The organism is Pseudomonas acericola (SeqCode), assembly GCF_053456465.1.
Genome location: NZ_JBRFJB010000004.1, coordinates 296084 through 321018 on the forward strand (window position 1 = coordinate 296084; position 24935 = coordinate 321018).

The following is a 24935-nucleotide window of genomic DNA, read 5'->3' on the forward strand; positions in this document are numbered from 1 at the left end:
GGCGGGCATTTTAACAGGCTGGCAGGATTCTGCTCTGTCAGAACGACAGTGTGACGTACCACTCGATCTAAATTTGCCGGTTTTGATACTTTGCCGCAGGATGTCAGGGCATTTGAGACTATTGTTTACAATCTGCGTGTTTGATAACCCCTATCATTGGTGATTATCAGGCCGCACGTCATAATGCCCGCCGCCAACGAAATCTTGCAGAGTCTAGGGAGCTAGCTTGTCTACGCCTGTCGAACCCTTGCGTTTGCTGCTGCTGGCCGATGAGCCCGCGTGGGCAGCGTTGTTGCGCGAGTGCCTGGCGCCGATGGGCGATGGGGCTGTGCTGATCAGCGCGCCAAATTGGGATTCCGTAAGTCGTCTGTTCGATGACGACCACGGTGCCGTGCTATTGACCACGCCAGGCCTGCAACCGGGCCCCGGCCGTTGCAGCTTGCCGTGCGTTTTGCTGCTGGAGCAGGAACCGCTGGTTTCACCGTTGGGTGTCAGCGACTGGCTGGTGCGCACCGTTTTGGACGCCGACACCCTGCGCCGCTGCCTGCGCCATGTTCGCGAACGCGGCGTGCTGGAAACCACCCTGCAACGCCTGGCCGAACAGGACCCGCTCACCGGTATCGCCAACCGCCAGGGTTTCCAGACGCTGCTGGCGGCGCGGCTGGCGGAGAACGAAGGGCGCGGCCTGGCGCTCGGTCACCTGGACCTCGATAACTTCCGCCACGCCAACGACGCCCTCGGCCACCAGGCCGGCGACCGGTTGATCCTGCAAGTGGTCTCGCGGCTCAAGAGCCAGCTGGAGGCCGGTGACCAACTGGCGCGCCTGGGCAGTGATGAATTCGCCTTGCTGATCGACACCCGCCGTGCGCCCCAGCGCGCCGAGTGGATGGCCGAGCGCATCACCGAAGTCATGGCCGAACCCTATTGGGTCGATGGCGAAAGCCTGCTGATCGGTTGCAGCCTGGGCGTGGCACACGCCCGTGCCAGCGCCGGTGCCGACCCACTGATGTGGCACGCGCATATCGCCATGCAGCAAGCCAAAAGCACCCAGGGTTGCACCTTTCATATCTTCAACGAACGCATCAACCGCAACGCGCGCAGCCTGGCCGACCTGGAAAGCGAGCTGCGCCGGGCCTTGCGCCGCGACGAACTGGAGCTGCACTACCAGCCGCGCCTGGACCTGGACGACGGGCATATCGTCGGCCTCGAAGCCTTGGTGCGCTGGCGCCACGGCGAACGTGGCCTGTTGCCGCCCAGCGAATTCGTGCCCCTGGCCGAGCAAAGCGGCCTGATTGTGCCGCTGGGTTACTGGGTGATCTCCCGCGCCCTACGCGACATGCAGGACTTGCGCGAACGCGGCCTGCCGCCGCTGCACATGGCGGTCAACCTGTCGTTCCGTCAGTTCCAGGACAGCCAGTTGCTCTCCACCCTCAGCCGGCTGATTGCCGAACGTGGCGTGGAAGCGCAATGGCTGGAATTCGAACTGACGGAAACCGCCGTGATGCGCCGCAGCGACCTGGTCAAGCAGACCATGGACGCCCTCGGCCGCCTGGGCGTGCGCTTTTCCCTGGATGACTTCGGCACCGGTTTTTCATCGTTCGTGCACCTCAACAGCCTGCCGATTGCCTTGTTGAAGATCGACAAGAGCTTTGTCGGCGGCATGGAAGAGCGCGAAGAGAACCGCAAGCTGGTGCACGCGATGATCAACCTGGCCCACAACCTCAACCTGGAAGTGGTGGCCGAGGGTGTGGAAACCCCTGAGCAGCTGGCGTTGTTGCGGTTGTTTGGGTGTGACCAGGCTCAGGGTTACCTGATCAGCAAGCCGTTGCCGTTGCCGGAGTTGGTGGAATACCTCACCTATGGCAAAGGCCGAGAAGCACTGCTGGGCTGAATTGCAAACCACATTCAAATGTGGGAGCTGGCTTGCCTGCGATTGAATCACCTCGGTTTTGCTGGAAGACCGAGTTGTCAGCATCGCAGGCAAGCCAGCACCCACACTGACCGCGTGCATTTTCTAGTCAGGCTGCATCGCCTGGAACTCAGCGCGAACCTGCGGCTCCCGCCGAATCATCCGCTTCATCTTCGCCTCAAACGCCCACGTCAGGCTCACCGCCGCACACGCCAGCCCCAGCGCCAGGCCCCACCATACGCCAGTCGGCCCCCAGCCCAGGGTGAACGCCATCAGCCACGCCGCCGGCGCACCAATCAGCCAATAGCAACCCAGGCCCACCAGGAATGTGGTCTTGGCGTCCTTCAGCCCACGGATACAGCCCATGGCGATGGTCTGCACACCGTCGAACAATTCAAACCACGCCGCCACGGCCAACAGGCTGACGGCCAGCACGATCACGTCGTGAAACTTCGGGTCATTGTGGTCAAGGAACAGCCCGATCAACGGGTCGGACAACAGCCAGAACACGGCGGCAAACCCGAGCATCACCGTTGCCCCAAAACCAATCCCGACCCGGCCAGCCAGGCGAGCCTGCAGCAACTGCCCGGCGCCGTAATGCTGGCCGATGCGCATGGTCACCGCGTAGGACATCCCCGCCGGCACCATGAACGCCACCGAGACAATCTGCAGGGCGATCTGATGCGCCGCCAACTGCGTGCTGCCCATGGTGCCCATGCACAGCGCCGCGAAGGCGAACAACCCGACCTCTACCGCATAGGTGCCGCCAATCGGCAGGCCCAGGCGCCACAGCTCGCGCAGGTAGGTGGTGTTGAGGCGCAGCAGGCCAGTGCCCAACGGGTAGGCGGCATAAGCACGGTTGCTGCGGATGTACCACATCAGCGCCAGCGCCATGCCGTTGGCGACGATGGCCGTGACCAGGCCGATGCCCATCAAGCCCAGTTTCGGCAGGCCGAACATGCCCTCGATCAAGGCATGGTTGAGCAAGTAGTTGATCACCGTGCCGCACAGGCTGATGACCATCACCGGCGTGGCTTTGCCGATGGCGCTGGTGAAGCCGCGCAAGGCCATGAAGCTCAGGTAGCCGGGCAGGGCGAAGGGCAGGATCGTGAGGAACTGCCCCGCCGCCTGCACGTTGGTTTCGGTCTGGCCAAACATCAGCAGCACCGGCTTGAGGTTCCACAGCAGCAACGCCGCCGCCAGGGCCATCAGCATGGCGAGCCACAAACCGGCCTGGGTCAGGCGGGTGGCGCCGTCGATATCGCCCGCGCCGTGACGGATCGCCACTAGCGTGCCCACGGCGGCAATCACGCCGATGCAGAAAATCGCCACGAACGAATAGCTCGCCGCGCCCAGGCCGCCGCCTGCCAGGGCTTCGGGGCTCAGGCGGGCCATCATCAGGGTGTCGGTCAACACCATCAGCATGTGCGCCAACTGTGAGGCAATCAACGGCCCCGACAGCCGCAGAATGGCCCAGAGTTCGGTACGTGCCGGATGCTGCATGATCATCACGCTCAAATAGTCAGAGGGTTGTGGAAGGGTTGATTCTCGGCGTGTCCAGGCCATTGCGCAAAGGGATAAAAGCGATCATTGGCATGACTAAAACTCATGTATAGCTAATCTGTTAGGGTGCGGCATTGATCCGTAGGAGTTTTCTATATGTCTCGTCGTCTTCCTCCGCTGTACGCCCTGCGGGCGTTTGAGGCCGCGTCCCGGCACAACTCCTTCACCCGCGCGGCGGAGGAACTGTCGATTACGCAAAGTGCGGTGAGCCGACATATCCGCACCCTTGAGGATCATTTCGCCTGCCGCCTGTTCCAGCGCAGCGGCCGCACCTTGCAGCTCACGGAAGCCGCGCGCCTGTTGTTGCCCGGCGTGCGCGAGGGGTTTGCGGCACTGGAGCGCGCTTGCCATACCTTGAATGCCGAAGATGACATCCTGCGCATGAAGGCGCCTTCCACCCTGACCATGCGCTGGCTGCTGGCGCGGCTCAGTCGTTTCCGAGCATTGCAGCCGGGTAACGAAGTGCAGTTGACCAGCGCGTGGATGAATGTGGATGAGGTGGACTTCAACCAGGAGCCCTTCGACTGCGCGGTGTTATTGAGCTATGGGCATTTCCCTGCGGATTGGGACGCGTGCTACCTGTTCCCGGAGCTGCTGATTCCGGTTGGCGCTCCGAACCTGCTGGACGACGGGCCGTGGGACGCCGCACGCCTGGCGACGGCCGAGTTGTTGCATCCTACGCCCGACCGTCGCGATTGGCGCAGTTGGCTGGGGCGCATGGGCTTGTCGTCGCAGGTATCGCTCAAGGGCGGGCAGGTATTCGACACCCTTGAGCTGGGCATGATCGCCGCCGCGCGGGGCTACGGCGTGTCCATCGGGGATTTGCTGATGGTGGCCGAAGATGTGGCCCAGGGGCGCTTGAGCCTGCCGTGGCCCAGCGCGGTGGCCAGTGGGGAAAGTTACTACCTGGTGTGGCCGAAAACCCGCCCCGGCGGTGAGCGATTGCGGCGGCTGGCGGACTTCCTGCAAAGCGAAGTCAAGGCCATGGAATTGCCCCAGGTCGAGCGCCTGTAATGATGCGTTGCGCACCGTTCATGCAATCGTTTGCGCGATAACCCTGTGAATCGCTCAAGTATTGCCCGCGCACGCCGAAGTAGGTGTGTTGGAACCATCGTGCCCCAACGCTTCCCACTAGATAAATTGCCGAGCAGCGCTATGAGATCAGGATGATCCTGGCCTCGGCCAGGAGCTGTCATGTCTCAACCTCGCGCTCGGATTGCCTCCCAGCTGGGCCTCGCGCTCGCCGTGATTCTGGCTGTCGTCATCAGCGGCAGTACCGTGTTTGCCTTGCGTTCCCTCGACTCCGCCAACCTCGACACCCGCGAGGAGCACCTGGCCAGCGAAGCACGCCTGCTCGCCGACCAGCTCAATACCTTCCACAGCACCTTGCGCGAAAGCACCCAGCGTTTGAGCGGGCTGTTTGAGAAGCGCTTTGGCGCCGGTTTGAGCGTGCGTGCGGACCAGCCGGTCACCGTGGCCGGCGTACAGACCCCGAGCCTCTACCTGGGCAGCGACCTGTTGAATAACGATTTCGCCGAAGTCGATGAGTTCAAGGACACCTCGGGCGGCGTGGCCACGGTGTTTGTGCGCAACGGCGAGGACTTTATCCGCGTCAGCACCTCCCTGACCAAACAGGATGGCAGCCGCGCCATCGGCACTGCGCTGGATCACCAGCATCCGGCCTATCAACGCTTGTTGGCCGGGCAGAGCTATGTCGGCCGTGCGGTGTTGTTCGAACGTTCCTACATGACCCAGTACACGCCGGTACGCGACGCTGCAGGAAAAGTCATTGCCGTGCTGTTTGTGGGCTTCGATTACACCGACGCGCAGAACGCCCAGTTCGACAACCTCAAGCGCTTTCGCATCGGCCAGACCGGTTCCTTGGCGTTGCTCGATGAGCAGAAGAAGTGGCTGGTGCCACCGGCAGGCGTGCAGGCGCTGGACCAGGCGGTCCCGGTGATTCTCGACCTGGCGAAAAAGCCGGGTGCCGGGCGGTTCTGGAGTGACAAGAACGAAGACTTCTACAGCGTCGCGGTGCCGTTCGATGGCGGCCCGTGGTCGGTGGTGGCAAGCATGCCGAAGGCTGAGATCCGCGCCGTCACCTGGGCCGTGGGTATTCGCCTGGTGATCGGCAGCGTGCTGGCGATGTTGCTGGCGGTCGGCGCGGCCGTCTGGCTGTTGCGCAGCAAATTGCAGCCGTTGAGCGACCTGGTACGCCAAGCCGAAGCCCTGGGCGCCGGCGATTTGAGCGCGCGCTTGAACGTGTCCAGCCATGACGAAATCGGCCAACTGGCGCGCAGCTTCAACCAGATGGGTGAAGCGCTGTCGACCATGGTCTCGCATATCCGCAAGGCGGCCGAAGAGGTCAACAGCCGGGCGCAGGCGTTGTCCGGGTTGTCTGGCGGTGCCTATGACGGCATGGAACAGCAGTCTGGCGAGATCACCAGCATGGCCGGCGCCGTGGAAGAGTTCAGCGCCACCTCGCTGAACATCGCCGACAACATGGGCAACACCGAGCGTCTCGCACAGGAAAACGCCCAGCAGACGCGCATCGGCCGTAATTCGATGCAAGAGGCGTCGTCGTCCCTGGAACATATCGCCACCGCGTTGAACAGCACGGCCACGGTGATCAACACCCTTGGCCAGCGTTCCCAGGAGATCGGCGGAATTGTCGGCACGATTACCTCCATCGCCGACCAGACCAACCTGCTGGCGCTCAACGCCGCCATTGAAGCCGCCCGTGCCGGTGAGCAGGGCCGTGGGTTTGCCGTGGTTGCCGATGAGGTGCGCAACCTGGCGTCGCGCACCCGCGAGGCCACCGACGAGATTTCCGCGATGATCCAGAGCATCCAGCAGGAAACCGGCAACGCTATCACTACCATGGAGCACGGCAATGTGCTGATGCAGGAAGGCCTGTCGCGCAACGCCGACGTAGCCTCGGCCCTGGCGCGGATCGACGAGCAAAGCCGTTCGGCGGGCCAGCAGTTTGCCGCGATTACCACGGCGACTCAGGAACAGAGCAGCACGGCGACGTTGCTCAGTAGCAACTTGCAAAGCATTGCGCTGGCCAACAGTGAGCAGCGTGAAGTGGTGTCGAACCTGGCGATTACCGCCAAGGAGCTGGAGACGTTGGCGGCAGGCTTGCGCCAAGAGGTCGATCGCTTCCGTTGACGGCAAACACGGTGCGCCTGGTTCCTTATGGTTTTTTCAGCGCACCGGCCAAGCGCAGCATGGCGGTTTCGATTTCCTGGGCGTTCAAGGACGAATAGCCCAGCAGCCAGCCCTGCTTTTTTTCAGCGCCGGCATATAACCGGCTGAGACCGGGCAACTGCACCCCGGCGCTGGCGGCTTGGCGAATGGTTGTATCTTCCGACCAGCCTTCGTGCAGCAAGCACGGGATTTGCAGCCCGCCCGGCGGGCGACAGGCTGTCACCACGCCGTGCAGATGCTTGCCGATAGCCTCCAACATGATCGTTTGGCGTGCGCCGTAGAGTTTGCGCATGGCCCGTACGTGGGCGTTGTAATGCCCGTCCTCCATGAAGCGCGCGAGCGTCAGTTGCAGGATCTGCGGGGTGTGGCCGTCCATCATGCTGCGGGCGTAGGTGAAAGCGTTGACCAGCTCGGCTGGCAGCACCATGTAGCCCATGCGCAGGCCGGGGTAGAGGGTCTTGCTGAAGGTGCCGATGTAAAGCGTGCGCCGGTACTTGTCCAGGCCCTGCACGCAGGCGGTGGGTTTACCTTGGTAGTGAAACTCGCTGTCGTAGTCGTCCTCGATGATCCACTTGCCCTTTTCCGCTGCCCAGTTGATCAACTCAAGACGCCGTTCCAGGGTCAAGGTGGCGCCGGTCGGGTATTGGTGGGAGGGCGTCACATACACGCAATGGGCGCCGCTGCGGTCGGCGTGCAGCAGGTCGGTGCGGATGCCCTGTTCATCCACATCGATCGGCACAACCCTGGCCTCGGCGGTTTCAAACGCCTTTTTCGCGCCAAAGTACCCCGGGTTCTCCAGCAGGATCGGTTTGCCGACGTCCACCAGCAACTGTGCGCAGAGGAACAGCGCCTGGCGCGTGCTGCTCAGCACCAGGACCTGGTCCGGCGAGCATTTCGCCCCGCGCTCCAGGTTCAAGTAGGTGGCGATGGCTTTACGCAGCGGCTCAGCGCCCTGCGGGTCGCCGTGCAACAGCACGTTGCTGCGATGGTCCTTCAGCACCTGACGTTGCAGGCGTTCCCAGACGTCCGTCGCAAATGTCCGGGTTTCCGGCAGGCCGGTGGCAAATGCCTTGATGACCTGTTGATCGTTCACGCCACCGCTGTCGAGGATCATCTGCCCGCGCAGACTCAAGCCTGCGCCGTTCGCCGCCTCGTTGCTTTTGACGGCGTCGGCCTTGATGCGTCGGCGTGAGGCGCCGCGCAATTCTGCGCCGATGGCGTCGCACACATAACTGCCAGAGCCTGCGCGGCGCACGATGAAACCATCGCGGTGCAACTGCACGTAGGCGTTTTCCACCGTGTCGCGGGCAAGCCCGAGTGATTTGGCCAACACCCGCGTCGCCGGCAGTTTCAATCCGGGTGCCAGTGCGCCGTCGAAGATCAGCGCCCGCAATGCGCGCTGGATTCGCTGGTGCAGGTCCAGCAGGCGGAATTCAGCATCATTGAGCCGCATCTGCAGCGTTTCCAGCTCGAACGATTTTGCCATGCGGTCTGCTCATCCTTGATGAATTGGCCGGTAGCGGCAGGCCAGTCTGTCCGTAGACTTTAACCCTTGCTGCTATCACCTATCCACCGCAAGGAGCAAAGCCCCATGTCCTCTCCGCTCTCGTCGCCGCTGCGCTGGCGCGACCTTTTCCACCCCGTGATTGCCGGGCTCATTTCGGTGATCGTCAATTATGGCGGCACCTTTATCCTGGTGTTCCAGGCGGCCAGGGTTGCGGGGCTCAGCCCTGAGCTGACGGCGTCGTGGGTGTGGTCGGTGTCGATTGGCGTTGGCGTCACCGGGTTGTATCTCAGTTGGGCAAACCGCCAGCCGATCATCACCGCGTGGTCGACGCCCGCCGCGGCGTTTCTGGTGGTTGCGCTGTCCACGACGCCCTACGCCGAGGCGGTCGGTGCGTACATGCTGTCAGCTGCCGCCTTTGTGTTGCTGGGGTTGTCAGGCTGTTTCGAAAAACTCATCCGCTTGATTCCGCCCGGCATCGCCGCCGCGCTGCTCGCCGGTATCCTGCTGCCGTTTGGGGTTGGCGCGTTTGCGGGTATGAGCCTCGACCCAGTGTTGGTCGGATTGCTGATCGCCGCTTACATCCTGCTCAAGCGGTTTACCGCGCGTTATGCAGTCGTGGGCATTCTGGTGCTGGGGCTGGCGTTTCTGTTGGCGCAGGAGCGTGTGGATCTTTCGGGGCTATCCCTGCAATTGGCGGCGCCGGTGTTCACTCGGCCTGAGTTTTCGCTCAATGCGCTGCTCAGCGTCGCACTGCCGTTGTTTCTGATCACGCTGACGGGGCAGTACATGCCGGGCATGCTGGTGCTGCGCAACGATGGCTTCAAGATCAGCGCCAACCCGATCCTCACGGTGACCGGGCTGGGCTCACTGCTAATGGCGCCCTTTGGCTCCCACGCGTTCAACGTGGCGGCCATCACCGCCGCCATCTGTACCGGCAAGGAAGCCTCTCAGGAACCGTCCAAACGCTGGATCGCGGGGGTTGCCGCAGGTGTGTTCTACATCCTCATCGGGGTGTTCGGGGTGACGCTGGCCGCGGTGTTCATGGCGTTCCCGGCCTCCTTCATTATCACGCTGGCCGGGCTGGCCTTGCTCGGCACCATCGGCGCCAGCCTGGCCAGCGCCATGGCTGACGCCAAATCTCGTGAGGCGTCGCTGATCACCTTTCTGGCGTGCGCCGCCAATATCACCCTGCTGGGCATAGGCGGGGCGTTTTGGGGGCTGTTGATCGGGCTGGCGGCGTATGCGCTGCTCAATGGCCGCCTGCCAAGGAGAAAGACGACAGCAGACGTTTCGATCAAGGGCGCCACGCAATAAGGCCCGTCTATCGGTGATCACCCTGGCTGCACGCTGCTGGGCCGGTATTGCAGGGCTTCGGCAATGTGTTGGCGACCGATCGCCTGCGTGTGCTCCAGGTCCGCCAGGGTGCGCGCGACTTTCAGCAGCCGGTGGGCGGCGCGCAGGGACAGGGTCAGCCGCTCGCACGCGCTTTCCAGCCAGGCTTCATCCGGCTTGGACAGCGTGCAATGCTGGCGCAGCCCAGGCAAATCCAGGAACGCATTGGCGCAGCCCTGGCGGTTTTGCTGGCACTCCCGGGCCTGGGCCACCAGCGCCGACGCGGTGGCCGTGTTGTCGCCAGTGTGCGCTGTCGGGTTCAACGCGGTGGTCTCCCGGGCGACGGTCAGGTGCAGGTCGATCCGGTCCAGCAACGGCCCGGAGAGCTTGTTGCGATAGCGCTGGACCTGCTCCGGCGTACAGCGACAGCGCCCGCTGGGTTCGCCCATGTAGCCACAGGGGCAGGGGTTCATCGCCGCCACCAACTGAAAGCGTGCGGGAAAGCTCACCCGGTCGCGGGCGCGGGAGATGACGATGTGCCCCGATTCCAATGGCTCGCGCAGAACCTCCAGCACCTTGCGATCAAACTCCGGCAACTCATCCAGAAACAATACGCCGTGATGGGCCAGGGTGATTTCTCCCGGCTGCGGCTTCGATCCGCCGCCCACCAAGGCCGGGCCTGACGCCGAATGGTGCGGCTGACGAAACGGTCGATGCGGCCAATGGCTCAGGGGTGCCAGGCTGACCACGGATTGAATCGCCGCCACTTCCAGTGCTTCCTGCTCGCTCAGTGGCGGCAACAAACCGGGCAGGCGGCTGGCGAGCAAGGTCTTGCCGGTTCCGGGAGGCCCGCTGAACAGCAGGTTGTGTGCGCCCGCTGCCGCAATCAACAGCGCGCGCTTGGCCGCGAGTTGGCCCTGTACTTCGCTCAAGTCCGGGTAGGGCTTGTTCAAGTACAACAAGCCATCGGATTTGTAAGGTTCAATCGGTTGGTGCCCGTTCAGGTGCGCCACGACCTGCAACAGATGATCCACCGCAATCACCTTCAAGCCCGACGCCAGGCACGCTTCCTCGGCATTCGCCCTGGGCACTATCACGGTGCGCCCGGCCTTGCGTGCCGCCAATGCCGCTGGCAATACACCCTTCACCGCACGTACCGCGCCGGACAGCGCTAGTTCGCCCAGGCATTCCACCTCATCAAGCATCAGCGCCGGCACCTGCACGCTGGCGGCCAGGATGCCCAGGGCAATCGCCAGGTCAAAACGCCCGCCATCCTTGGGCAGGTCGGCGGGCGCGAGGTTGAGGGTGATGCGGCGGGCTGGGTATTGCAGCGCGCTATTGAGGATGGCGCTGCGTACGCGGTCCTTGCTTTCCTTGACGGCGGTTTCGGGCAGGCCCACCAGGGTGAGCGACGGCAAACCATTGGCCATATGCACTTCGACGGTGACCGCCGGGGCTTCGACGCCGACTTGGGCGCGGCTGTGGACGATGGCGAGGGACATGATCGTTCCTTGAAATGGAGAGGCCGCTTCCTGCGGGTTTTTCAAGGGTAGACGAGGTGGGGAAGAGCGAGGCGGGGAGGTTTTACAGAACGTATCCAAAGAGCAACACAGAACAAATGTGGGAGCTGGCTTGCCCGCGAATGCGGTGTGTCAGTCACAGATCAACTAGCTGATCCACCGCCTTCGCAGGCAAGCCAGCTCCCACATTTTGACCGAGTTGAGTCAGTTACTCGGCAGCGGGGGTCAATCGCGCTTCCAGTTCGGCGACTTTCGCTTCCAGGCTCTCAAGCCGCGCACGTGTGCGGGCCAGCACGACCATCTGGCTGTCAAACTCTTCCCGGCTCACCAGGTCGAGCTTGCTGAAGCCGCTTTGCAGCAGCGCCTTGAACTGGCTTTCGATTTCGGTGCGGGGCAGCGGGGTTTCGCCGCTGAACAGGCGAGAGGCGTGGCCGCTCAGGGCGTCGAGGAGGTCTTTGGGCGCGAGCATGGGAAATATTCCGAGAAACTGTTGGCCGGCAGTGTATCACGCGGCGTCTATAGTCTTTTTTACCGCCGCCGCGCACGCTTTTCGCGCAATGCGCCGTACAGCGGCGCACTGTTTTTGTGCGCATTGTGGCCGCCGAAAAGTCCCGACGGTGGGCAAAAGTGGGCAAAGGACTGATTTCAGTGATTTTTACGGAGCTGGCAAGGTTTCTGCTTAGACGATCATGACCCATGCACTGATGCAGTCGCTGTGACGAATGCAGTGCGCCGACGGATCAGGGGTACAGGTTTCGTCACCAATGGATCGCTGGCGTCACAAAGGCAATTGCCTTCGCGACGACGCGTTACAAAGCCAGGCACTGCGCTTAGACTTGAGACGGGTTTGTTTTCCTGGGGCAAGTCCACCAATTCGGGAGAGAGTTTTCATGAAGCTAGTCACTGCCATCATCAAGCCGTTCAAGTTGGACGATGTACGCGAGTCGTTGTCCGAGATCGGCGTGCAGGGCATTACCGTCACTGAGGTCAAAGGCTTCGGTCGGCAGAAGGGTCACACCGAGCTGTATCGCGGCGCGGAATACGTGGTCGATTTCCTGCCGAAGGTGAAGATTGATGTCGCCATTGACGACAAGGATCTTGACCGGGTTATCGAGGCGATAACCAAGGCGGCCAACACCGGCAAGATCGGTGACGGCAAGATCTTCGTGGTCAATCTGGAACAGGCTATTCGCATCCGTACCGGCGAAACCGATACCGACGCAATCTAAGCCGCCAAACCCCAACGCCCCAGGAGAAAACAATATGACTCTGCGTAAATTCGCAGGGCTCGGAGCCCTGTTGTCCATCGTAATGCCAAGCCTGGCCATGGCGGCAGATGAAGTGGCTGCTCCAGTCCTCAACTCCGGCGACACCGCCTGGATGCTGACCGCCACCGCACTGGTGCTGTTCATGACTATCCCTGGCCTGGCGCTGTTCTACGGCGGCATGGTCCGCTCCAAAAATATTCTGTCGGTGATGATGCAGTGCTTCGCCATCACTGGTCTGATCAGCATCCTGTGGGTTGTCTACGGCTACAGCATCGCGTTCGATACCACCGGTATGGAACAGGGCGTCGTCAACTTCAACTCCTTCTTCGGCGGCATGGGCAAGGCGTTCCTGGCGGGCGTGACCCCGGCCAGCATCACCGGGCCTGCGGCATTGTTCCCTGAGGCGGTGTTCATCACCTTCCAGATGACCTTCGCCATCATCACCCCGGCACTGATCGTCGGTGCGTTTGCCGAGCGTATGAAGTTCTCCGCAATGCTGATCTTCATGGCGATCTGGTTCACCCTGGTCTATGCGCCGATTGCGCACATGGTCTGGAGCGGCAACGGTGGCCTGATGTGGGACTGGGGCGTGCTGGACTTCGCCGGCGGCACCGTGGTGCACATCAACGCCGGTGTGGCTGGCCTGGTGGCGTGCATCGTGCTCGGCAAGCGCAAAGGCTTCCCGACCACCCCAATGGCACCGCACAACCTCGGTTACACCCTGATCGGTGCAGCCATGCTGTGGATCGGCTGGTTCGGCTTCAACGCCGGTTCCGCCGCTGCGGCCAACGGCACCGCCGGCATGGCGATGCTGGTCACCCAGATCGCTACCGCTGCTGCGGCGCTGGGCTGGATGTTCGCCGAGTGGATCACCCACGGTAAGCCAAGCGCACTGGGCATTGCCTCGGGCGTTGTAGCCGGCCTGGTTGCAATCACGCCAGCTGCGGGCACCGTGGGCCCGATGGGCGCCCTGGTGATCGGCCTGGTGGCCGGTGTGATCTGCTTCTTCTGCGCCACCAGCCTCAAGCGCAAGCTGGGCTACGACGACTCCCTGGACGCATTCGGCGTGCACGGTATCGGCGGTATCGTCGGTGCGATCCTCACCGGTGTGTTCGCAGCCCCCGCATTGGGCGGCTTCGGCACCGTGACTGACGTGGCTGCACAGGTCTGGATCCAGTGCAAAGGCGTCGGCTTCACTGTGATCTACACGGCAATCGTGACCTACGTCATCCTCAAGGTGCTGGACATGGTCATGGGCCTGCGGGTCACCGAAGAGGAAGAGGCTGTCGGCCTCGACCTGGCGCAACACAACGAACGCGGCTACAACTTGTAAGTACGCGAAAAAAAGATGCCCGGCTTGCCGGGCATTTTTTTGTCTGGTGTTTGTGAGAGAGAGCACGCGGCGCGTCCCCGCATGCGAATGTCTTACAGGCATGTAGGCGTATTCGGCACTTTGTTTTTTCCCAGAGCGCGCTAGAATGCGCGCCGATGGGCGCAAAACTGTATTTATCTGGGCGAGCAGCGTGATCATGGCGCTGCTTGTGAAGTCCTCGGCACCTTTCACGGTGACGGGGCATAAGCCACTGGTTATCCAGTGGATGTTGATTTTTTTCCGGCGGCCTCGACAGAGGATGAAGCTGGGCTATAACTAATCTGCTTTTCGCAAGTCATGAGGTAGAACATGAGCGACGATGATCTGGAAAACGACGACCTCGAAGTAGGTGATGACGACGAGACCGATGAAGGTCTTGACGCTGCAGCCGTTGACGACGGTGCCGACGAAGCCGAGGACAGTGGCGACGGCGACGCAGCACCCAAAGCCAAAGGCAAAGCCAAGGCCGCTGTTTCGGTAGACGAACTGCCTAGCGTTGAAGCCAAGAACAAAGAGCGCGATGCGCTGGCCCGTGCGATGGAAGAATTCCTCGCTAAAGGCGGCAAAGTGCAGGAAGTCGAGGCCAACGTGGTGGCCGATCCACCGAAGAAGCCGGATAACAAGTACGGCAGCCGACCTATCTGAGGTCAGCCACCTGCTTGTAGGAAAAAGCCCGCCGTCGCTGCGGGCTTTTTCATGCCTGGAATAAACTCATCAGGGCACAGCAATACCCTGTGGGAGCTGGCTTGCCTGCGATGGCGGTCTGTCAGCCAGTACTGTGTTCTCTGACCCACCGCTATCGCAGGCAAGCCAGCTCCCACATTGGGTTCGGTGTCAGGTCCAGTTGCGCAGCAACCCTGGCAATTCCGCCAGGTTACAAATCTCGGCATCCGGGCGCTTATCCGCGTCCCACGCCTTACCCGTCGGGTTAAACCACACCGCCCGCAGCCCCGCCTGTTGCGCCCCGGCAATGTCATCCCCCGGATGATCGCCGATATGCACCGCCGCACTGGCCTCCACGCCGCCGCGTTTCATCGCTTCCTGGAACAGTCGCGCATCCGGCTTGGCGATGCCGATATCTTCGGCACGCAGGGCAAAGTGGAAGTAATCGGCCAGCCCGACGCGCTGCACATCGGCATTGCCGTTGGTGATCACTCCCAGCAGGAAGTGCTGGCGCAGCGCTTGCAGCATCGGTTCGGCTTCAGGGAACGGGGTCAGCTGATGGCGTGCATGGATGAACGCTTCAAAGCACACATCGGCCATTTGCGTGGCCTCGGGCTGTGGATAACCGGCTTCTTCAAAGGCGTGGGTCAACACCCGATGACGCAGGATGCTGATGCGGTGTTTCAGCTCGGGGTCGCGCTCCAGAACCCGCTGGCGCAGGTTGGCGAAATGTTCCAGCGGCAACTCGCCGACCTTGGGCGCATGGGTGGCCAGCCATTCGCGCATCGACGCTTCGGCGCTGATGATGACGGGTACGTTGTCCCAGAGTGTGTCGTCCAGGTCGAAGGTGATCAGCTTGATACTCATGAGTCGCCGCCCTTGATGCGTTTGGCCCGTGGATGGGCGCTGTCGTACACCGTTGCCAGGTGTTGGAAATCCAGATGGGTGTAGATCTGCGTAGTCTTGATATCGGCGTGGCCGAGCAGTTCCTGCACGGCGCGCAAGTCCTGGGACGACTCCAGCATATGGCTGGCAAACGAGTGCCGCAGCATGTGCGGGTGCAGGTTCTGCCCTAGTTCGCGCTCGCCGGCGGCCTTGACGCGCAACTGGATGGCGCGCGGCCCCAGGCGCCGGCCTTGCTGGCTGACAAACACCGCATCGTCGGCCGGGTTGGTCAGCAGCCGCAACGGCAGCCACAGTTGCAGGGCCTCGCGGGCTTTGCGGCCCACCGGCAGCACGCGGGTCTTGCTGCCCTTGCCGAGTACCTGCACCAGGCCGTCCGCCAGGTCCAATTGATCCAGGTTCAGGCCGGTCAGCTCCGACAGGCGCAGGCCCGAGGAATAGAACAGCTCCAGGATCGCCTGGTCGCGATGGGCGAGGAAGTCGTCTTCGACCGCACCATCCAGCAGTTGCAGGGCGCGATCGGTGTCGAGAGTCTTGGGCAGGCGCCGTTCGCCCTTGGGCGGCGACAGGCCGTTGGCTGGGTCGTGGTCACACAGGCCTTCACGGTTGAGATAGTGATAGAGCCCGCGCACCGCCGACAGCAGGCGTGACAGGCTGGGAGACGATTGGCCGGCCTGGTGCAGGCGTGCGACCAGGCTGCGCAGGCTCTGGATATCCAGGGCTTTCCAGCTGCTGATCTGTTGTTTTTCACAGAACGCCAGGACCTTGTTCAAGTCCCGTCGGTAGGCTTCCAGCGTATGGGGCGACACCTGGCGCTCGTTGCGCAGGTGAGCGCAATAAGCGTCCAGTTGCCGTTCCATGGCTAGCGCACCGCGCGCAAGGCGGTGGTGAAACGTGGCAGCACGCGGCCCAGCACTTCGGCGATGTAGGTCAGGAACAATGTGCCCACCGAGCTTTTGTAGTGCGCCGGATCACGGCTGGCGATGGCCAGCACGCCATGCAGGCCTTGATGGCTGAGGGCGACCACGGCGGTAGAGCCGATCTGCTGGCGCTGTTCGGCGCCGAAGAGAAAGTCCAGCTCATGCTCGCGCAAGGTGCCGCTGATGGTCTTGCCTTCGGACAGCAGGCCACCAATGGCAGTTTGCGCATCGCTGCCGCTGACCCAACGGCCCACGGGCATGGGGTTGTCGCTGAACAGGATCAGGCTGACAAAAGGCACCTGGAAATCCTGGCGCAGGCTGTCTTCCACGGCGATCACCGTTTCTTCCAGGCTGGTGGCGTCCATCAGTGCGAGGATCAGGCGACGGGTTTTCTCGAACAGGCGATCGTTGTCGCGGGCCACGTCCATCAAGTGCGAGAGCTTGTGGCGCATTTCGATATTGCGCTCGCGCAGGATCTTCATCTGTCGCTCCACCAGCGACACGGTGTCGCCACGCTGGTGGGGGATGCGCAGGGCCGGCAGCAGTTCTTCGTGCTGGACGAAGAAGTCCGGATTAGCCTCAAGGTACGCCGCGACGGCTGCGGCCTCCAGGCTGTCGCTCGGGGATGCTTGTGCGGGTACTTGAGGCTTATCGGTCATTAGCTGGGCTCACTCATAGACGGACCTGTCCTTCGTATACACGCGAGGCCGGCCCGGTCATCAGCACCGGGTGGCCTGGGCCTGCCCATTCGATGGACAAACGTCCACCGGGCAGGTCGATCAGCAGCGGCGAATCCATCCACCCCTGGCTGATCGCGGCCACGGCCGCGGCGCAAGCACCGGTGCCGCAAGCCTGGGTTTCGCCGGCGCCGCGTTCCCAGACGCGCAATTGCGCGCGGGAACGGTCGATCACCTGTAGGAAACCTACGTTGACCCGCGCGGGAAAGCGCGAGTGGTGTTCGATCTTCGGCCCCAATTCATGCACGGGCGCGTTATTGATGTCGCTGACCCGCAGCACCGCATGGGGGTTGCCCATGGACACGGCTGCCAGGTCGACGATCTGGCCGTCGACATCCACCGCGTAGCTGGTGGCCTGCTCGGTGGCCTGGAACGGAATGTCCGCCGGCACCAGGCGTGGCGCGCCCATGTTGACGCTGATCTGGCCGTCGCTGCGGATGTCCAGCTCGATCACGCCGCTCTTGGTCTCGACGCGGATCTGGCGCTTGGCGGTCAGGCGCTTGTCCAGCACAAAACGGGCGAAGCAGCGCGCGCCGTTACCGCACTGTTCCACTTCGGAACCGTCGGAGTTGAAGATCCGATAACGGAAATCCACCTCCGGGTTGCTCGGCGCCTCGACGATCAGCAACTGGTCGAAACCAATGCCGGTGTGCCGGTCACCCCATTGTTTGGCGTGCTTGGGCAGGATGTGCGCGTGCTGGCTGACCAGGTCGAGGACCATGAAGTCATTGCCCAGCCCGTGCATCTTGGTAAAACGCAGCAGCATGGCTTACTCCGGCAGCAGGCTTTCGCCAGCATACAACTCGGCTACCGTCTCGCGGCGACGCACTTCAAACGCTTGATCACCGTCCACCAGCACCTCGGCGGTACGGCCGCGGGTGTTGTAGTTGGAGCTCATGACAAACCCGTAGGCACCGGCTGAATGCACGGCCAGCAGATCGCCTTCTTCCAGGGCCAGCTGACGATCCTTGGCCAGGAAGTCGCCGGTCTCGCAGATCGGGCCGACGATGTCATAGGCGCGGGCTGCGCTGTCGCGCGGCGCCACGGCGGTGACATTCATCCAGGCCTGATACAGCGCCGGGCGGATCAGGTCGTTCATCGCCGCATCGACGATGGCGAAATCCTTGTGCTCGGTGTGCTTGAGGTACTCGACCTGGGTCAGCAGCACGCCAGCGTTGGCGACGATATAGCGGCCGGGCTCGAACATCAGCGTCAGGCCACGGCCTTCGATGCGCTCGCGCACGGCCTGGATGTAGTCGGCGATCAGCGGCGGCTCTTCGTCGCGATAACGCACGCCCACGCCGCCACCGAGGTCGATGTGGTGCAGGTAGATGCCGCATTCGCCGAGACGATCGACCAGCGCCAGCAGGCGGTCGAGGGCGTCGATGAACGGAGGCAGGGTGGTCAGTTGCGAGCCGATATGACAATCGACGCCCAGTACTTCCAGGTTCGGCAGTTGGGCGGCGCGGATGTACACGTCCTCGGCGTCGGCAATGGCGATGCCGAACTTGTTCTCTTTGAGACCGGTGGAAATGTACGGGTGGGTGCCGGCATCGACGTCCGGGTTGACGCGCAGGGAGATCGGCGCGCGAACGCCCATCTCGGCGGCAACCACCTGCAGGCGTTCCAGCTCGTCGGTGGACTCGACGTTGAAGCAATGCACGCCGACTTCGAGGGCGCGGCGCATGTCTTCGCGGCTCTTGCCGACGCCGGAGAATACGATCTTGTCAGCCTGGCCGCCGGCGGCCAGTACACGTTCCAGCTCGCCACGGGAGACGATGTCGAAACCAGCGCCCAGACGCGCCAGGACATTCAGTACACCCAGGTTGGAGTTGGCCTTGACCGCGTAGCACACCAGGCTCGGCGTGCCTTCCAGCGCGTCGGCAAAGCTGCGGTATTGAGCTTCGATGTGCGCTCGGGAGTACACATAGGTCGGGGTGCCAAAGCGCTGGGCAATCGCGGACAACGCCACGCCTTCCGCGAACAGCTCGCCGTCCCGGTAGTTAAAAGCGTCCATGGAGTTCCCTTATTCGTAGGTGTCGTGCTTATGCGCTTTGGATGGCTTTTGCGACGATTGCGCCTGTTCATTCGGGTCTTTGCTGTCATCGGGCAGGTACAGCGGGCCTTTTTGACCACAGGCACTAACGAGGCAAGCGACCGCGACGAGCGCAGCAAGGGAAGAGATCAGGCGCTTCATGGCGAAATCCTTGAATATGCATTAATTGCGCCCGAGTATACCGACCACCTGCCAGCTTGCCTATGCGCCGAAATACCCGTCCGACGGGGGTTTGCCGAGATGGCTGCGAAGCGGACTACGCTGGCTGGGGATATTTCATACCGCCAATCGCGATGGGATCGGTATCCTTTGCAATCGGCCGGGCTCGCCCGTATCGTGCGGCGCTTGAGCAAAACCAGACACTTTTGAGGTTGCCACAATGAGTTTGACCGAAGCCCGTTTTCACGACTTGGTGGATGCTACCCAGCAGGCGCTGGAAGATATTTTCGACGACAGCGGCCTGGACGTGGATCTGGAAAATTCGGCGGGCGTGCTGACCGTCAAATTCGAGACCGGCCAACAGCTGATCTTCAGCCGCCAGGAGCCTCTGCGCCAACTGTGGCTGGCCGCGCGCTCCGGTGGCGTGCACTTCGACTACGACGAAGAAAGCGGCAAATGGCAGTGCGACAAGAGCGAAGAGCTGTTGGGAGAAATGCTCACGCGGCTGGTCAGCGAATATACCGGCGAAGAGCTGGATTTCGAAGAGATCTGATCGTGACGCAGCCCACACCCGTACGCCCGCCCAAGCCGCTGTTCAGTAATGTCAGCCCGGCGGTGCCGTCACCTTGTATCAGTTTGTGTCGCCTGGACGAGGCAAAAGTCTGTCTCGGATGTTTTCGTCACGTCGAAGACATCCGTGAATGGCGCTCTGCCGACGATGCCCGGCGCCGGGTGATCTGCGCCCAGGCTGAGCAGCGCAGGACCAGCGCCTGAGGTCGTCTTGTTTATTTGTGACGCTGTGGTAGTGTCCGGCTACGCCTCAACTCATCGAGGCCCGTGAGAACCCCGCCTTTTTCTGGCGGGGTTTTGCTTTTTTGTGCAGAAAAAAGGAGTCTGCCTGAATCATGACCACCGCACCGTCCATCATCCTCACCCGTCTTGACGTGCAGCGTCTGGAGCAACTGATCGACCGCTTGGGCGACGAGTCTCCTGGCGTCGCCGCGTTGCAAGCCGAACTCGACCGCGCTGAAGACGTGGTTGGCCACGATGAAGTGCCTGCGGGTGTCGTGACCATGAACTCCAGCGTGCATTGCCGTGAACAAGGCAGCGGCAAGGACTACCACCTGACCCTGGTCTACCCGAAACACGCGAATGCCGATGAAGGCAAGATCTCGATCCTGGCGCCGGTGGGCAGCGCGTTGCTCGGCCTGCAAGTGGGCCAGCACATCGATTGGCCAGCACCGGGTGGCAAGACCCTCAAGCTGGAATTGCTCAGCGTTGAAGGCCAGCCCAAAGATGGCGGCCCGTTCCCGCTCTAAACCTGGTTCAGTGCCGCGTTGAGCGACAGCTCCAGCTCGGCCTTGTAGCGCAGGTACAGATTGCTCGGGCTTTGCCCATCGCCGAGCAGGCCTGACAGGTCCAGATCCGTGATGTAGCAGCGGTAGCGCTCGGTTTCCCGGCGCTGCCCGATGATCTCCTGGGCGACCACGGCAAACAGCTGGTCGCCAAACTCCAATTCGCAGAACTCCCGCTGATTGCAGTACAGGGTCACGCCCACCTGGCCGGGCGCGGCCTTGCCGATAATCGCCTGCACGTCATAAAACGGTTTGTTCGCCGAGTTCTGCGGTGCCGGCCGGGGCTCGACGGTGCGCGCGCGGTTGCTGCCTGACGGCAACAGTTGGTAGTACAAGATCTGCACTTCACCCAAGGGTTGCTGAGTGTCCAGCGGTGCCAGTGCCTCACGGCGGAAGATGATCGATTGCAGGAAGCGCTGCAACGGCGCCAGCAGGCTCTGCTCATCATGGAACGGCAAGCGCTGCTGCCAGAGCGCATTGAACTCATCCAGCACGTACAACTCGGCGACGCCTTCGTTGATCCGGTAGAACACCTGCACGCAATCGGCCATACCCATGGGCAGCAGCAAGGCCAGGTCGTGGTCTTCCAGGGCCATGGCGTCCAGGTGCAGCGGGCTGTAGCTCGCCAGCTCTTCACTGAGGTAGGTGATCAGCGCGTCCTGGGTCGGCAGCGGTATGTGAGTGGCTTGGCCCGGGACCAGCTCCATCACGTGATAGACCTGCTGCACCTGCAACAGGTAACGGTGGTTGCCCTGGCCGAGCAGCAGGTTCTGCGCGGTGTCGAAGATTTCTTCGACGCGCTGGGCAATGAACTGCGCACGGTTGTGACAGAAACAGCGCACCCGCAGGCGCGGCAGGTGGTCCGATGGCAGTTGGTTGAGGTAGTCGCGCAGGCAATCGAGCAGGGCGTGGGGGCCGTCGTAGCGAGTAACCAGCACTTCGTTCCAGCTATTGAGCGTGACCTGGTCCAGAGTCAGCACCAGGTTGTCGCGCACCCCGGCGTAGCTCAAGGAGTCGGTGCGCTCGGTGGTCATCAGGATGTTCAAGTCACGGTGATGCTTGAGCGGGTCGACGCCGACGTTGATCAGCAACAACACTTCTTCCGGCACTGCCGAGCGCAGCAGGCGTTCTTCATCGACGCTGGCCAGGGGCAGGGCGATGCTCTGTTGCAGGCTTCCCAGCAGGTTGAACAGCTCGAATTCGGTCATGTCGCTGGTGCCTGGGTGCAAGGCCAGGCGGGTGCTGCTGTCGATCACGCCGTTGCGATGGCACCAGGTGAGCATTTCCAGCAGGTCGCGGCTGCGTTTGATCGGCGCGAAATGTTCCGACTCCTGGGCCGTCAGGTTGCCGTTGTACAGGCTCCAGAAGTGCTGGCCAGGTTCCTTGCGGTTTGGCGATTGCACCAGGGTCAGGGTGTCTTCGGCCAGGTCCGGGGCGATGCCGGGGTTGATGAACTCGACTTTGCCGGCCTTGCGCTCAAAGGCCGCATACAGGCGGCGGCCTAGCACATTGAGGTCGCGTTTGTTGACCAGGCTGGCGGATTGTTCGGTGCGGGCGAACTGGGTGAGGAAGCGGTAGCTGTAGTTCAGCTCGCTGACCAGGGCGCGGCGCTCGGAGGCAACCTGGCGCACTTTCCACTGGCTGCGGCTGTCCAGCAGGGCTAGTTGGCGCTGGTCCCAGCCCCATTCCTGGGCCAGGCGCTCCAGCAACAGGCGTTGCCAGCTGGTGGTGCGTTGGCCGGCGCTGAGCTTGCGGTTGACCTTGAGGTACAGCGCGCGCCGAACCAGTTCCAGGCGCTCGGGTTCGTTGCGTGCCTTGAGGTATTCCTCGATGCGGCGGTAGACCACGATGTACGGGTCGAGCTCATCCAGGTCCATCTGGTTGGCGAATACCGCCCGCTTGAAGCGCAGGCTCAGGCAGTGCACGCGCGGGTGTTCGCTAGCGTAGACCTCGGTCAGCAGCAGCTTGAGCACCGACTTGTAGGGCGACTCGATGCCCTTGAACAGTTGCCACAGCCCGGCGCCGATGAATTCTCCGGGGGGAATGCGCGCCAGGTGGCCCAGGTCGAGGGTTTCATCGGCGCGGATAAAGCGCTTGGAGATCAACGTATGGGTGAACTCGGCGTAGCGGGCTTCTTCGTACACCGGCACCAGCCACCAGATCGGCGTGCGCCCGGCGAGCCAGATGGCGGTGCGGTAGAACTCGTCCAGCAGCAGGTAATGCTGGGTGGTGCCGCAGTCGTCGGAACTGAGCTGGGCGTCGCGTTCCCCGAGCACAAAGCGGGTCGGCTCGATCAGGAAAAAATGCGCCTCGGCCCCCATGCTCAGCGCCCAGGTTTCCAGCAACTGGCATTTCTTGCGCAGCTCGGCCAATTCGTTTTCGCCGAGGTCCGGCGCGTGGCACACCCACACGTCCATATCGCTCTGGTCGGCTTGGGCCAGGGTGCCGAGGCTGCCCATCAGGAACAGGCCGTGGATCGGTTGCGGTGGGTTGCCGTGGCGCGGTTTGTAGGAAAACGAGCGGGTCAGGCGCTGGGCTTCGGTCAGGGCCTGGGCGTCGGGTTCGAAATTCGACAGCCCGGCGGGCGTGCTGCCGGAGACATAGCCGGGCAACAGCGGATGATTGACGTGAAAGAACAGCGGCAACAGGGTCAACACGCTTTGTTGGCGTGGGGTCAGCCCTTCGACGGCCCGGGCCATGCGGCCTGCGTTGAGGGCCATGAAACGCGCGCGCAGCTGGGCCAGCACCTTGCGGTCGATGCCTTCGTCCAGGTCAGGGCGGATTTCGTGGGTGCGGGTCATGTCGGACTCGGTGGCGCGCAGGGCCCGACGTGGGCGGCCGTGTTGGAGTTTACAGCCAGTAGCGTAGGAGGTTTAGAAGGTAATCGGTTTTTGGCGTCAGAACTTTAACCGTCTCACAGCAACGCCCCCGGAATCCGCATTGGGCGGACTCCATGGGCGGGATCAGGTGTCAGGCGGCTTCTTTGGTGCTGGCAGTGGTCAGGATGGTCAGCAGGGTTTGGGCCTGCTCTGCAGCGTCACGACCAAGGCTGGTCAGGTAACCGCCATCCGGCTGGTCGATAAGACCTTTCGCGTGGAGGCGCTTGGCAGCGGCGATAGCAGTGGGGGCGGCGGTCTGGTGGACTTTCAGACCTTCCTTGGTGCTGTCTAATGGGAAGAGTACAAGGATTTCCAGTTCGGCAACCAACTCAGGGGTATACGACATACGGACTCCAGACTTTCTAAGAATTTATTAGAGGCTAGCAGGCCATAAGGTGAACGCACTTTGCCGAACTGTCCAGTGTGTTGCCGCGTGTTGGATTTATTGCTTTTCGGGCGGCAGTTCCGGCAGGGCGCGCAGCGCAGTTTCATACCATTCGGTATTGAAGGCGCGGTCCTCTTCCAGCAGGGCGTCGATCTCGACGGCAAGCACGTGGGCCATCAGTTGCAGGATCTCTTCACGCTCGTAGCCGACCAGGGTCAGCTTGTTGAAGGTGGCCTTGGCAGCGGGTGGGTTTTCGCTCTCGATCTGGTTTTCGATGGCTTCGATCAGGGTGGTTTCGGCGAATTCTTCTTCGTCGTTGTCGATATCGGTCGGCTCGCTCATGGCAGGCTCCTCAAGGAAAGGGCGTCAGTCTACCCCCATTCAGGCGGGTGATGCTGCTGGTCAGGTGGGGCCTTCGGATCTATAACTCATGCAGCCAACCCCACACTCGGCCTGGAGGCAGTCGCAATGCTCAAGCTCTACGGATTCTCGGTCAGCAACTACTACAACATGGTCAAGCTGGCGCTGTTGGAGAAAGGCCTGCCGTTTGAAGAGGTGCCTTTCTACGCGGGCCAGACGCCTGAAGCCCTGGCCGTGAGCCCCCGAGGCAAGGTGCCCGTGCTGGGGGTCAAACAGGGTTTTATCAACGAAACCAGTGTGATCCTCGAATACATCGAGCAAACCCAGGAAGGCCCCGCGCTGCTGCCGGCGGACCCGTTCCAGCGCGCCCAGGTGCTGGCGCTGTGCCGGGAAATCGAGCTGTACATCGAGTTGCCCGCCCGGGCGTGTTTTGCCGAAGCGTTTTTTGGCATGCCGGTACCGGAGGCGATCAAGGAAAAATCCAAGGCCGAGCTGTTGCTGGGGATGGGGTCGTTAGGTCGGCACGGCAAGTTCGCGCCTTATGTGGCGGGGGAGAGCTTCACGATTGCGGATCTGTATTTCATGTACAGCGTGAACCTCGCCTGCGGGGTGGGCGAGAAGCTGTTTGGCTTGGATTTGCTGGCGCAGATGCCGGCGGCCAAGGCGTTGCTGGACAAGCTGCATGCACTGCCCAATGCGCAGAAGGTGGCGGCGGACAGGGAAGCGGCGATGCCGGCGTTTATGGCGATGATTGCTGCCAAGAAGTAGATGTTTGGTGCTTGGGAGGCCGTCATCGCGGGCAAGCCCGCTCCCACAGTTGACCGAGGTGTCTTGACG

24 protein-coding genes are annotated in these 24935 nt (G+C 62.3%); 11 read left to right on the plus strand and 13 right to left on the minus strand.

All coding sequences use genetic code 11. The features are described from left to right. Window positions 1–226: 226 nt before the first annotated feature. Entirely contained in the window at window positions 227–1891 is a 1665-nt protein-coding gene (locus ACU688_RS17590; protein WP_448185762.1) for a putative bifunctional diguanylate cyclase/phosphodiesterase, read from the plus strand. Between the two features lie 123 nt (window positions 1892–2014). Here ACU688_RS17590 and ACU688_RS17595 read toward each other — a convergent pair whose 3' ends face one another. Continuing rightward, window positions 2015–3418 (minus strand): NorM family multidrug efflux MATE transporter, encoded by a 1404-nt coding sequence (locus tag ACU688_RS17595; RefSeq protein ID WP_448185763.1) that lies wholly within the window; start codon window positions 3416–3418, stop codon window positions 2015–2017. Between the two features lie 150 nt (window positions 3419–3568). Here ACU688_RS17595 and ACU688_RS17600 point away from each other — a divergent pair, with 150 nt between their 5' ends. Together ACU688_RS17600 and ACU688_RS17605 are read left to right on the plus strand one after the other, a co-directional pair. Beyond that, the gene (locus tag ACU688_RS17600) at window positions 3569–4486 is read left to right on the plus strand and encodes a LysR substrate-binding domain-containing protein (RefSeq protein ID WP_448185764.1); all 918 of its coding nucleotides are present in this window, start codon (window positions 3569–3571) and stop codon (window positions 4484–4486) included. Between the two features lie 180 nt (window positions 4487–4666). Beyond that, window positions 4667–6643 (plus strand): methyl-accepting chemotaxis protein, encoded by a 1977-nt coding sequence (locus tag ACU688_RS17605; RefSeq protein WP_448185765.1) that lies wholly within the window; start codon window positions 4667–4669, stop codon window positions 6641–6643. 25 nt (window positions 6644–6668) lie between these two features. Here ACU688_RS17605 and pdxR read toward each other — a convergent pair whose 3' ends face one another. Beyond that, window positions 6669–8168, minus strand: coding sequence for a MocR-like pyridoxine biosynthesis transcription factor PdxR (pdxR, locus tag ACU688_RS17610; protein WP_448185766.1), 1500 nt, complete (start codon window positions 8166–8168; stop codon window positions 6669–6671). A 105-nt stretch (window positions 8169–8273) separates the two neighbouring features. On the opposite strand from pdxR, the gene ACU688_RS17615 reads away from it, so the two are divergent. After that, window positions 8274–9503 carry a benzoate/H(+) symporter BenE family transporter gene (locus ACU688_RS17615; RefSeq protein ID WP_448185767.1) on the plus strand — a complete coding sequence of 410 codons (1230 nt, stop codon included), beginning with the start codon at window positions 8274–8276 and terminating at the stop codon, window positions 9501–9503. Between the two features lie 17 nt (window positions 9504–9520). On the opposite strand, the gene ACU688_RS17620 is transcribed toward ACU688_RS17615, so the two are convergent. Together ACU688_RS17620 and ACU688_RS17625 are read right to left on the minus strand one after the other, a co-directional pair. After that, window positions 9521–11023 (minus strand): YifB family Mg chelatase-like AAA ATPase, encoded by a 1503-nt coding sequence (locus ACU688_RS17620; protein ID WP_448185768.1) that lies wholly within the window; start codon window positions 11021–11023, stop codon window positions 9521–9523. A gap of 226 nt (window positions 11024–11249) precedes the next feature. After that, window positions 11250–11510 carry an accessory factor UbiK family protein gene (locus tag ACU688_RS17625; protein WP_448185769.1) on the minus strand — a complete coding sequence of 87 codons (261 nt, stop codon included), beginning with the start codon at window positions 11508–11510 and terminating at the stop codon, window positions 11250–11252. Between the two features lie 421 nt (window positions 11511–11931). Here ACU688_RS17625 and glnK point away from each other — a divergent pair, with 421 nt between their 5' ends. From glnK to sutA, 3 genes are all read left to right on the plus strand, one after another. Further along, window positions 11932–12270 carry a P-II family nitrogen regulator gene (glnK, locus tag ACU688_RS17630; protein ID WP_002555808.1) on the plus strand — a complete coding sequence of 113 codons (339 nt, stop codon included), beginning with the start codon at window positions 11932–11934 and terminating at the stop codon, window positions 12268–12270. Between the two features lie 34 nt (window positions 12271–12304). Further along, window positions 12305–13642 carry an ammonium transporter gene (locus ACU688_RS17635; RefSeq protein WP_010207459.1) on the plus strand — a complete coding sequence of 446 codons (1338 nt, stop codon included), beginning with the start codon at window positions 12305–12307 and terminating at the stop codon, window positions 13640–13642. A gap of 348 nt (window positions 13643–13990) precedes the next feature. Further along, window positions 13991–14326, plus strand: coding sequence for a dormancy-specific transcriptional regulator SutA (gene sutA, locus ACU688_RS17640; protein WP_017736991.1), 336 nt, complete (start codon window positions 13991–13993; stop codon window positions 14324–14326). 189 nt (window positions 14327–14515) lie between these two features. Here the strand turns inward: sutA and ACU688_RS17645 are convergent, their stop codons facing one another. The 6 genes from ACU688_RS17645 to lptM are packed head-to-tail and all read right to left on the minus strand — an operon-like array spanning window position 14516 to window position 19101. Beyond that, window positions 14516–15211 carry an HAD family hydrolase gene (locus tag ACU688_RS17645; protein WP_448185770.1) on the minus strand — a complete coding sequence of 232 codons (696 nt, stop codon included), beginning with the start codon at window positions 15209–15211 and terminating at the stop codon, window positions 14516–14518. Then, window positions 15208–16107, minus strand: coding sequence for a tyrosine recombinase XerC (gene xerC / locus ACU688_RS17650; protein ID WP_207040362.1), 900 nt, complete (start codon window positions 16105–16107; stop codon window positions 15208–15210). The genes ACU688_RS17645 and xerC overlap by 4 nt, the downstream gene beginning before the upstream one ends. A 2-nt stretch (window positions 16108–16109) precedes the next feature. Beyond that, window positions 16110–16826 (minus strand): DUF484 family protein, encoded by a 717-nt coding sequence (locus tag ACU688_RS17655; protein ID WP_017736988.1) that lies wholly within the window; start codon window positions 16824–16826, stop codon window positions 16110–16112. Between the two features lie 13 nt (window positions 16827–16839). Further along, window positions 16840–17670, minus strand: coding sequence for a diaminopimelate epimerase (dapF, locus tag ACU688_RS17660; RefSeq protein ID WP_448185771.1), 831 nt, complete (start codon window positions 17668–17670; stop codon window positions 16840–16842). 3 nt (window positions 17671–17673) lie between these two features. Continuing rightward, window positions 17674–18921, minus strand: coding sequence for a diaminopimelate decarboxylase (gene lysA, locus ACU688_RS17665; protein ID WP_017736986.1), 1248 nt, complete (start codon window positions 18919–18921; stop codon window positions 17674–17676). Between the two features lie 9 nt (window positions 18922–18930). Continuing rightward, window positions 18931–19101, minus strand: a complete 171-nt coding sequence (gene lptM / locus ACU688_RS17670) for an LPS translocon maturation chaperone LptM (protein WP_010207449.1) — start codon at window positions 19099–19101, stop codon at window positions 18931–18933. Between the two features lie 238 nt (window positions 19102–19339). Here lptM and cyaY point away from each other — a divergent pair, with 238 nt between their 5' ends. The 3 genes from cyaY (at window position 19340) to rnk (ending at window position 20438) form a co-directional block, all read left to right on the plus strand. Then, on the plus strand, window positions 19340–19672 hold the full coding sequence (gene cyaY / locus ACU688_RS17675) for an iron donor protein CyaY (RefSeq protein ID WP_207040366.1): 333 nt from the start codon (window positions 19340–19342) through the stop codon (window positions 19670–19672). 2 nt (window positions 19673–19674) lie between these two features. Then, window positions 19675–19893: a DUF1289 domain-containing protein gene (locus ACU688_RS17680; RefSeq protein ID WP_448185772.1), complete on the plus strand. Its 219-nt coding sequence runs from the start codon at window positions 19675–19677 to the stop codon at window positions 19891–19893. Between the two features lie 131 nt (window positions 19894–20024). Further along, entirely contained in the window at window positions 20025–20438 is a 414-nt protein-coding gene (gene rnk, locus ACU688_RS17685) for a nucleoside diphosphate kinase regulator (RefSeq protein ID WP_124526885.1), read from the plus strand. On the opposite strand, the gene ACU688_RS17690 is transcribed toward rnk, so the two are convergent. From ACU688_RS17690 to ACU688_RS17700, 3 genes are all read right to left on the minus strand, one after another. Further along, entirely contained in the window at window positions 20435–23275 is a 2841-nt protein-coding gene (locus tag ACU688_RS17690; RefSeq protein ID WP_448185773.1) for a class I adenylate cyclase, read from the minus strand. The genes rnk and ACU688_RS17690 overlap by 4 nt on opposite strands. A 169-nt stretch (window positions 23276–23444) precedes the next feature. After that, complete coding sequence (locus ACU688_RS17695) at window positions 23445–23699, minus strand: TIGR02647 family protein (RefSeq protein WP_003195403.1); 255 nt, start codon at window positions 23697–23699, stop codon at window positions 23445–23447. A 96-nt stretch (window positions 23700–23795) separates the two neighbouring features. Continuing rightward, complete coding sequence (locus ACU688_RS17700; RefSeq protein ID WP_010207441.1) at window positions 23796–24080, minus strand: hypothetical protein; 285 nt, start codon at window positions 24078–24080, stop codon at window positions 23796–23798. A gap of 126 nt (window positions 24081–24206) precedes the next feature. On the opposite strand from ACU688_RS17700, the gene ACU688_RS17705 reads away from it, so the two are divergent. Beyond that, a complete protein-coding gene (locus ACU688_RS17705) occupies window positions 24207–24866 on the plus strand; it encodes a glutathione S-transferase family protein (RefSeq protein ID WP_448185774.1) in 660 nt (219 codons plus the stop codon). Window positions 24867–24935 lie beyond the last annotated feature (69 nt).

What these genes read in the sequence shown, in the direction of transcription:
- ACU688_RS17595 (WP_448185763.1), bottom strand. Translation starts at nt 3,418, where the DNA reads ATGATCATGCAGCATCCGGCACGTACCGAACTCTGGGCCATTCTGCGG.
- ACU688_RS17600 (WP_448185764.1), top strand. Translation starts at nt 3,569, where the DNA reads ATGTCTCGTCGTCTTCCTCCGCTGTACGCCCTGCGGGCGTTTGAGGCC.
- ACU688_RS17605 (WP_448185765.1), top strand. Translation starts at nt 4,667, where the DNA reads ATGTCTCAACCTCGCGCTCGGATTGCCTCCCAGCTGGGCCTCGCGCTC.
- pdxR (WP_448185766.1), bottom strand. Translation starts at nt 8,168, where the DNA reads ATGGCAAAATCGTTCGAGCTGGAAACGCTGCAGATGCGGCTCAATGAT.
- ACU688_RS17615 (WP_448185767.1), top strand. Translation starts at nt 8,274, where the DNA reads ATGTCCTCTCCGCTCTCGTCGCCGCTGCGCTGGCGCGACCTTTTCCAC.
- ACU688_RS17620 (WP_448185768.1), bottom strand. Translation starts at nt 11,023, where the DNA reads ATGTCCCTCGCCATCGTCCACAGCCGCGCCCAAGTCGGCGTCGAAGCC.
- ACU688_RS17625 (WP_448185769.1), bottom strand. Translation starts at nt 11,510, where the DNA reads ATGCTCGCGCCCAAAGACCTCCTCGACGCCCTGAGCGGCCACGCCTCT.
- glnK (WP_002555808.1), top strand. Translation starts at nt 11,932, where the DNA reads ATGAAGCTAGTCACTGCCATCATCAAGCCGTTCAAGTTGGACGATGTA.
- ACU688_RS17635 (WP_010207459.1), top strand. Translation starts at nt 12,305, where the DNA reads ATGACTCTGCGTAAATTCGCAGGGCTCGGAGCCCTGTTGTCCATCGTA.
- sutA (WP_017736991.1), top strand. Translation starts at nt 13,991, where the DNA reads ATGAGCGACGATGATCTGGAAAACGACGACCTCGAAGTAGGTGATGAC.
- ACU688_RS17645 (WP_448185770.1), bottom strand. Translation starts at nt 15,211, where the DNA reads ATGAGTATCAAGCTGATCACCTTCGACCTGGACGACACACTCTGGGAC.
- xerC (WP_207040362.1), bottom strand. Translation starts at nt 16,107, where the DNA reads ATGGAACGGCAACTGGACGCTTATTGCGCTCACCTGCGCAACGAGCGC.
- ACU688_RS17655 (WP_017736988.1), bottom strand. Translation starts at nt 16,826, where the DNA reads ATGACCGATAAGCCTCAAGTACCCGCACAAGCATCCCCGAGCGACAGC.
- dapF (WP_448185771.1), bottom strand. Translation starts at nt 17,670, where the DNA reads ATGCTGCTGCGTTTTACCAAGATGCACGGGCTGGGCAATGACTTCATG.
- lysA (WP_017736986.1), bottom strand. Translation starts at nt 18,921, where the DNA reads ATGGACGCTTTTAACTACCGGGACGGCGAGCTGTTCGCGGAAGGCGTG.
- lptM (WP_010207449.1), bottom strand. Translation starts at nt 19,101, where the DNA reads ATGAAGCGCCTGATCTCTTCCCTTGCTGCGCTCGTCGCGGTCGCTTGC.
- cyaY (WP_207040366.1), top strand. Translation starts at nt 19,340, where the DNA reads ATGAGTTTGACCGAAGCCCGTTTTCACGACTTGGTGGATGCTACCCAG.
- rnk (WP_124526885.1), top strand. Translation starts at nt 20,025, where the DNA reads ATGACCACCGCACCGTCCATCATCCTCACCCGTCTTGACGTGCAGCGT.
- ACU688_RS17690 (WP_448185773.1), bottom strand. Translation starts at nt 23,275, where the DNA reads ATGACCCGCACCCACGAAATCCGCCCTGACCTGGACGAAGGCATCGAC.
- ACU688_RS17695 (WP_003195403.1), bottom strand. Translation starts at nt 23,699, where the DNA reads ATGTCGTATACCCCTGAGTTGGTTGCCGAACTGGAAATCCTTGTACTC.
- ACU688_RS17700 (WP_010207441.1), bottom strand. Translation starts at nt 24,080, where the DNA reads ATGAGCGAGCCGACCGATATCGACAACGACGAAGAAGAATTCGCCGAA.
- ACU688_RS17705 (WP_448185774.1), top strand. Translation starts at nt 24,207, where the DNA reads ATGCTCAAGCTCTACGGATTCTCGGTCAGCAACTACTACAACATGGTC.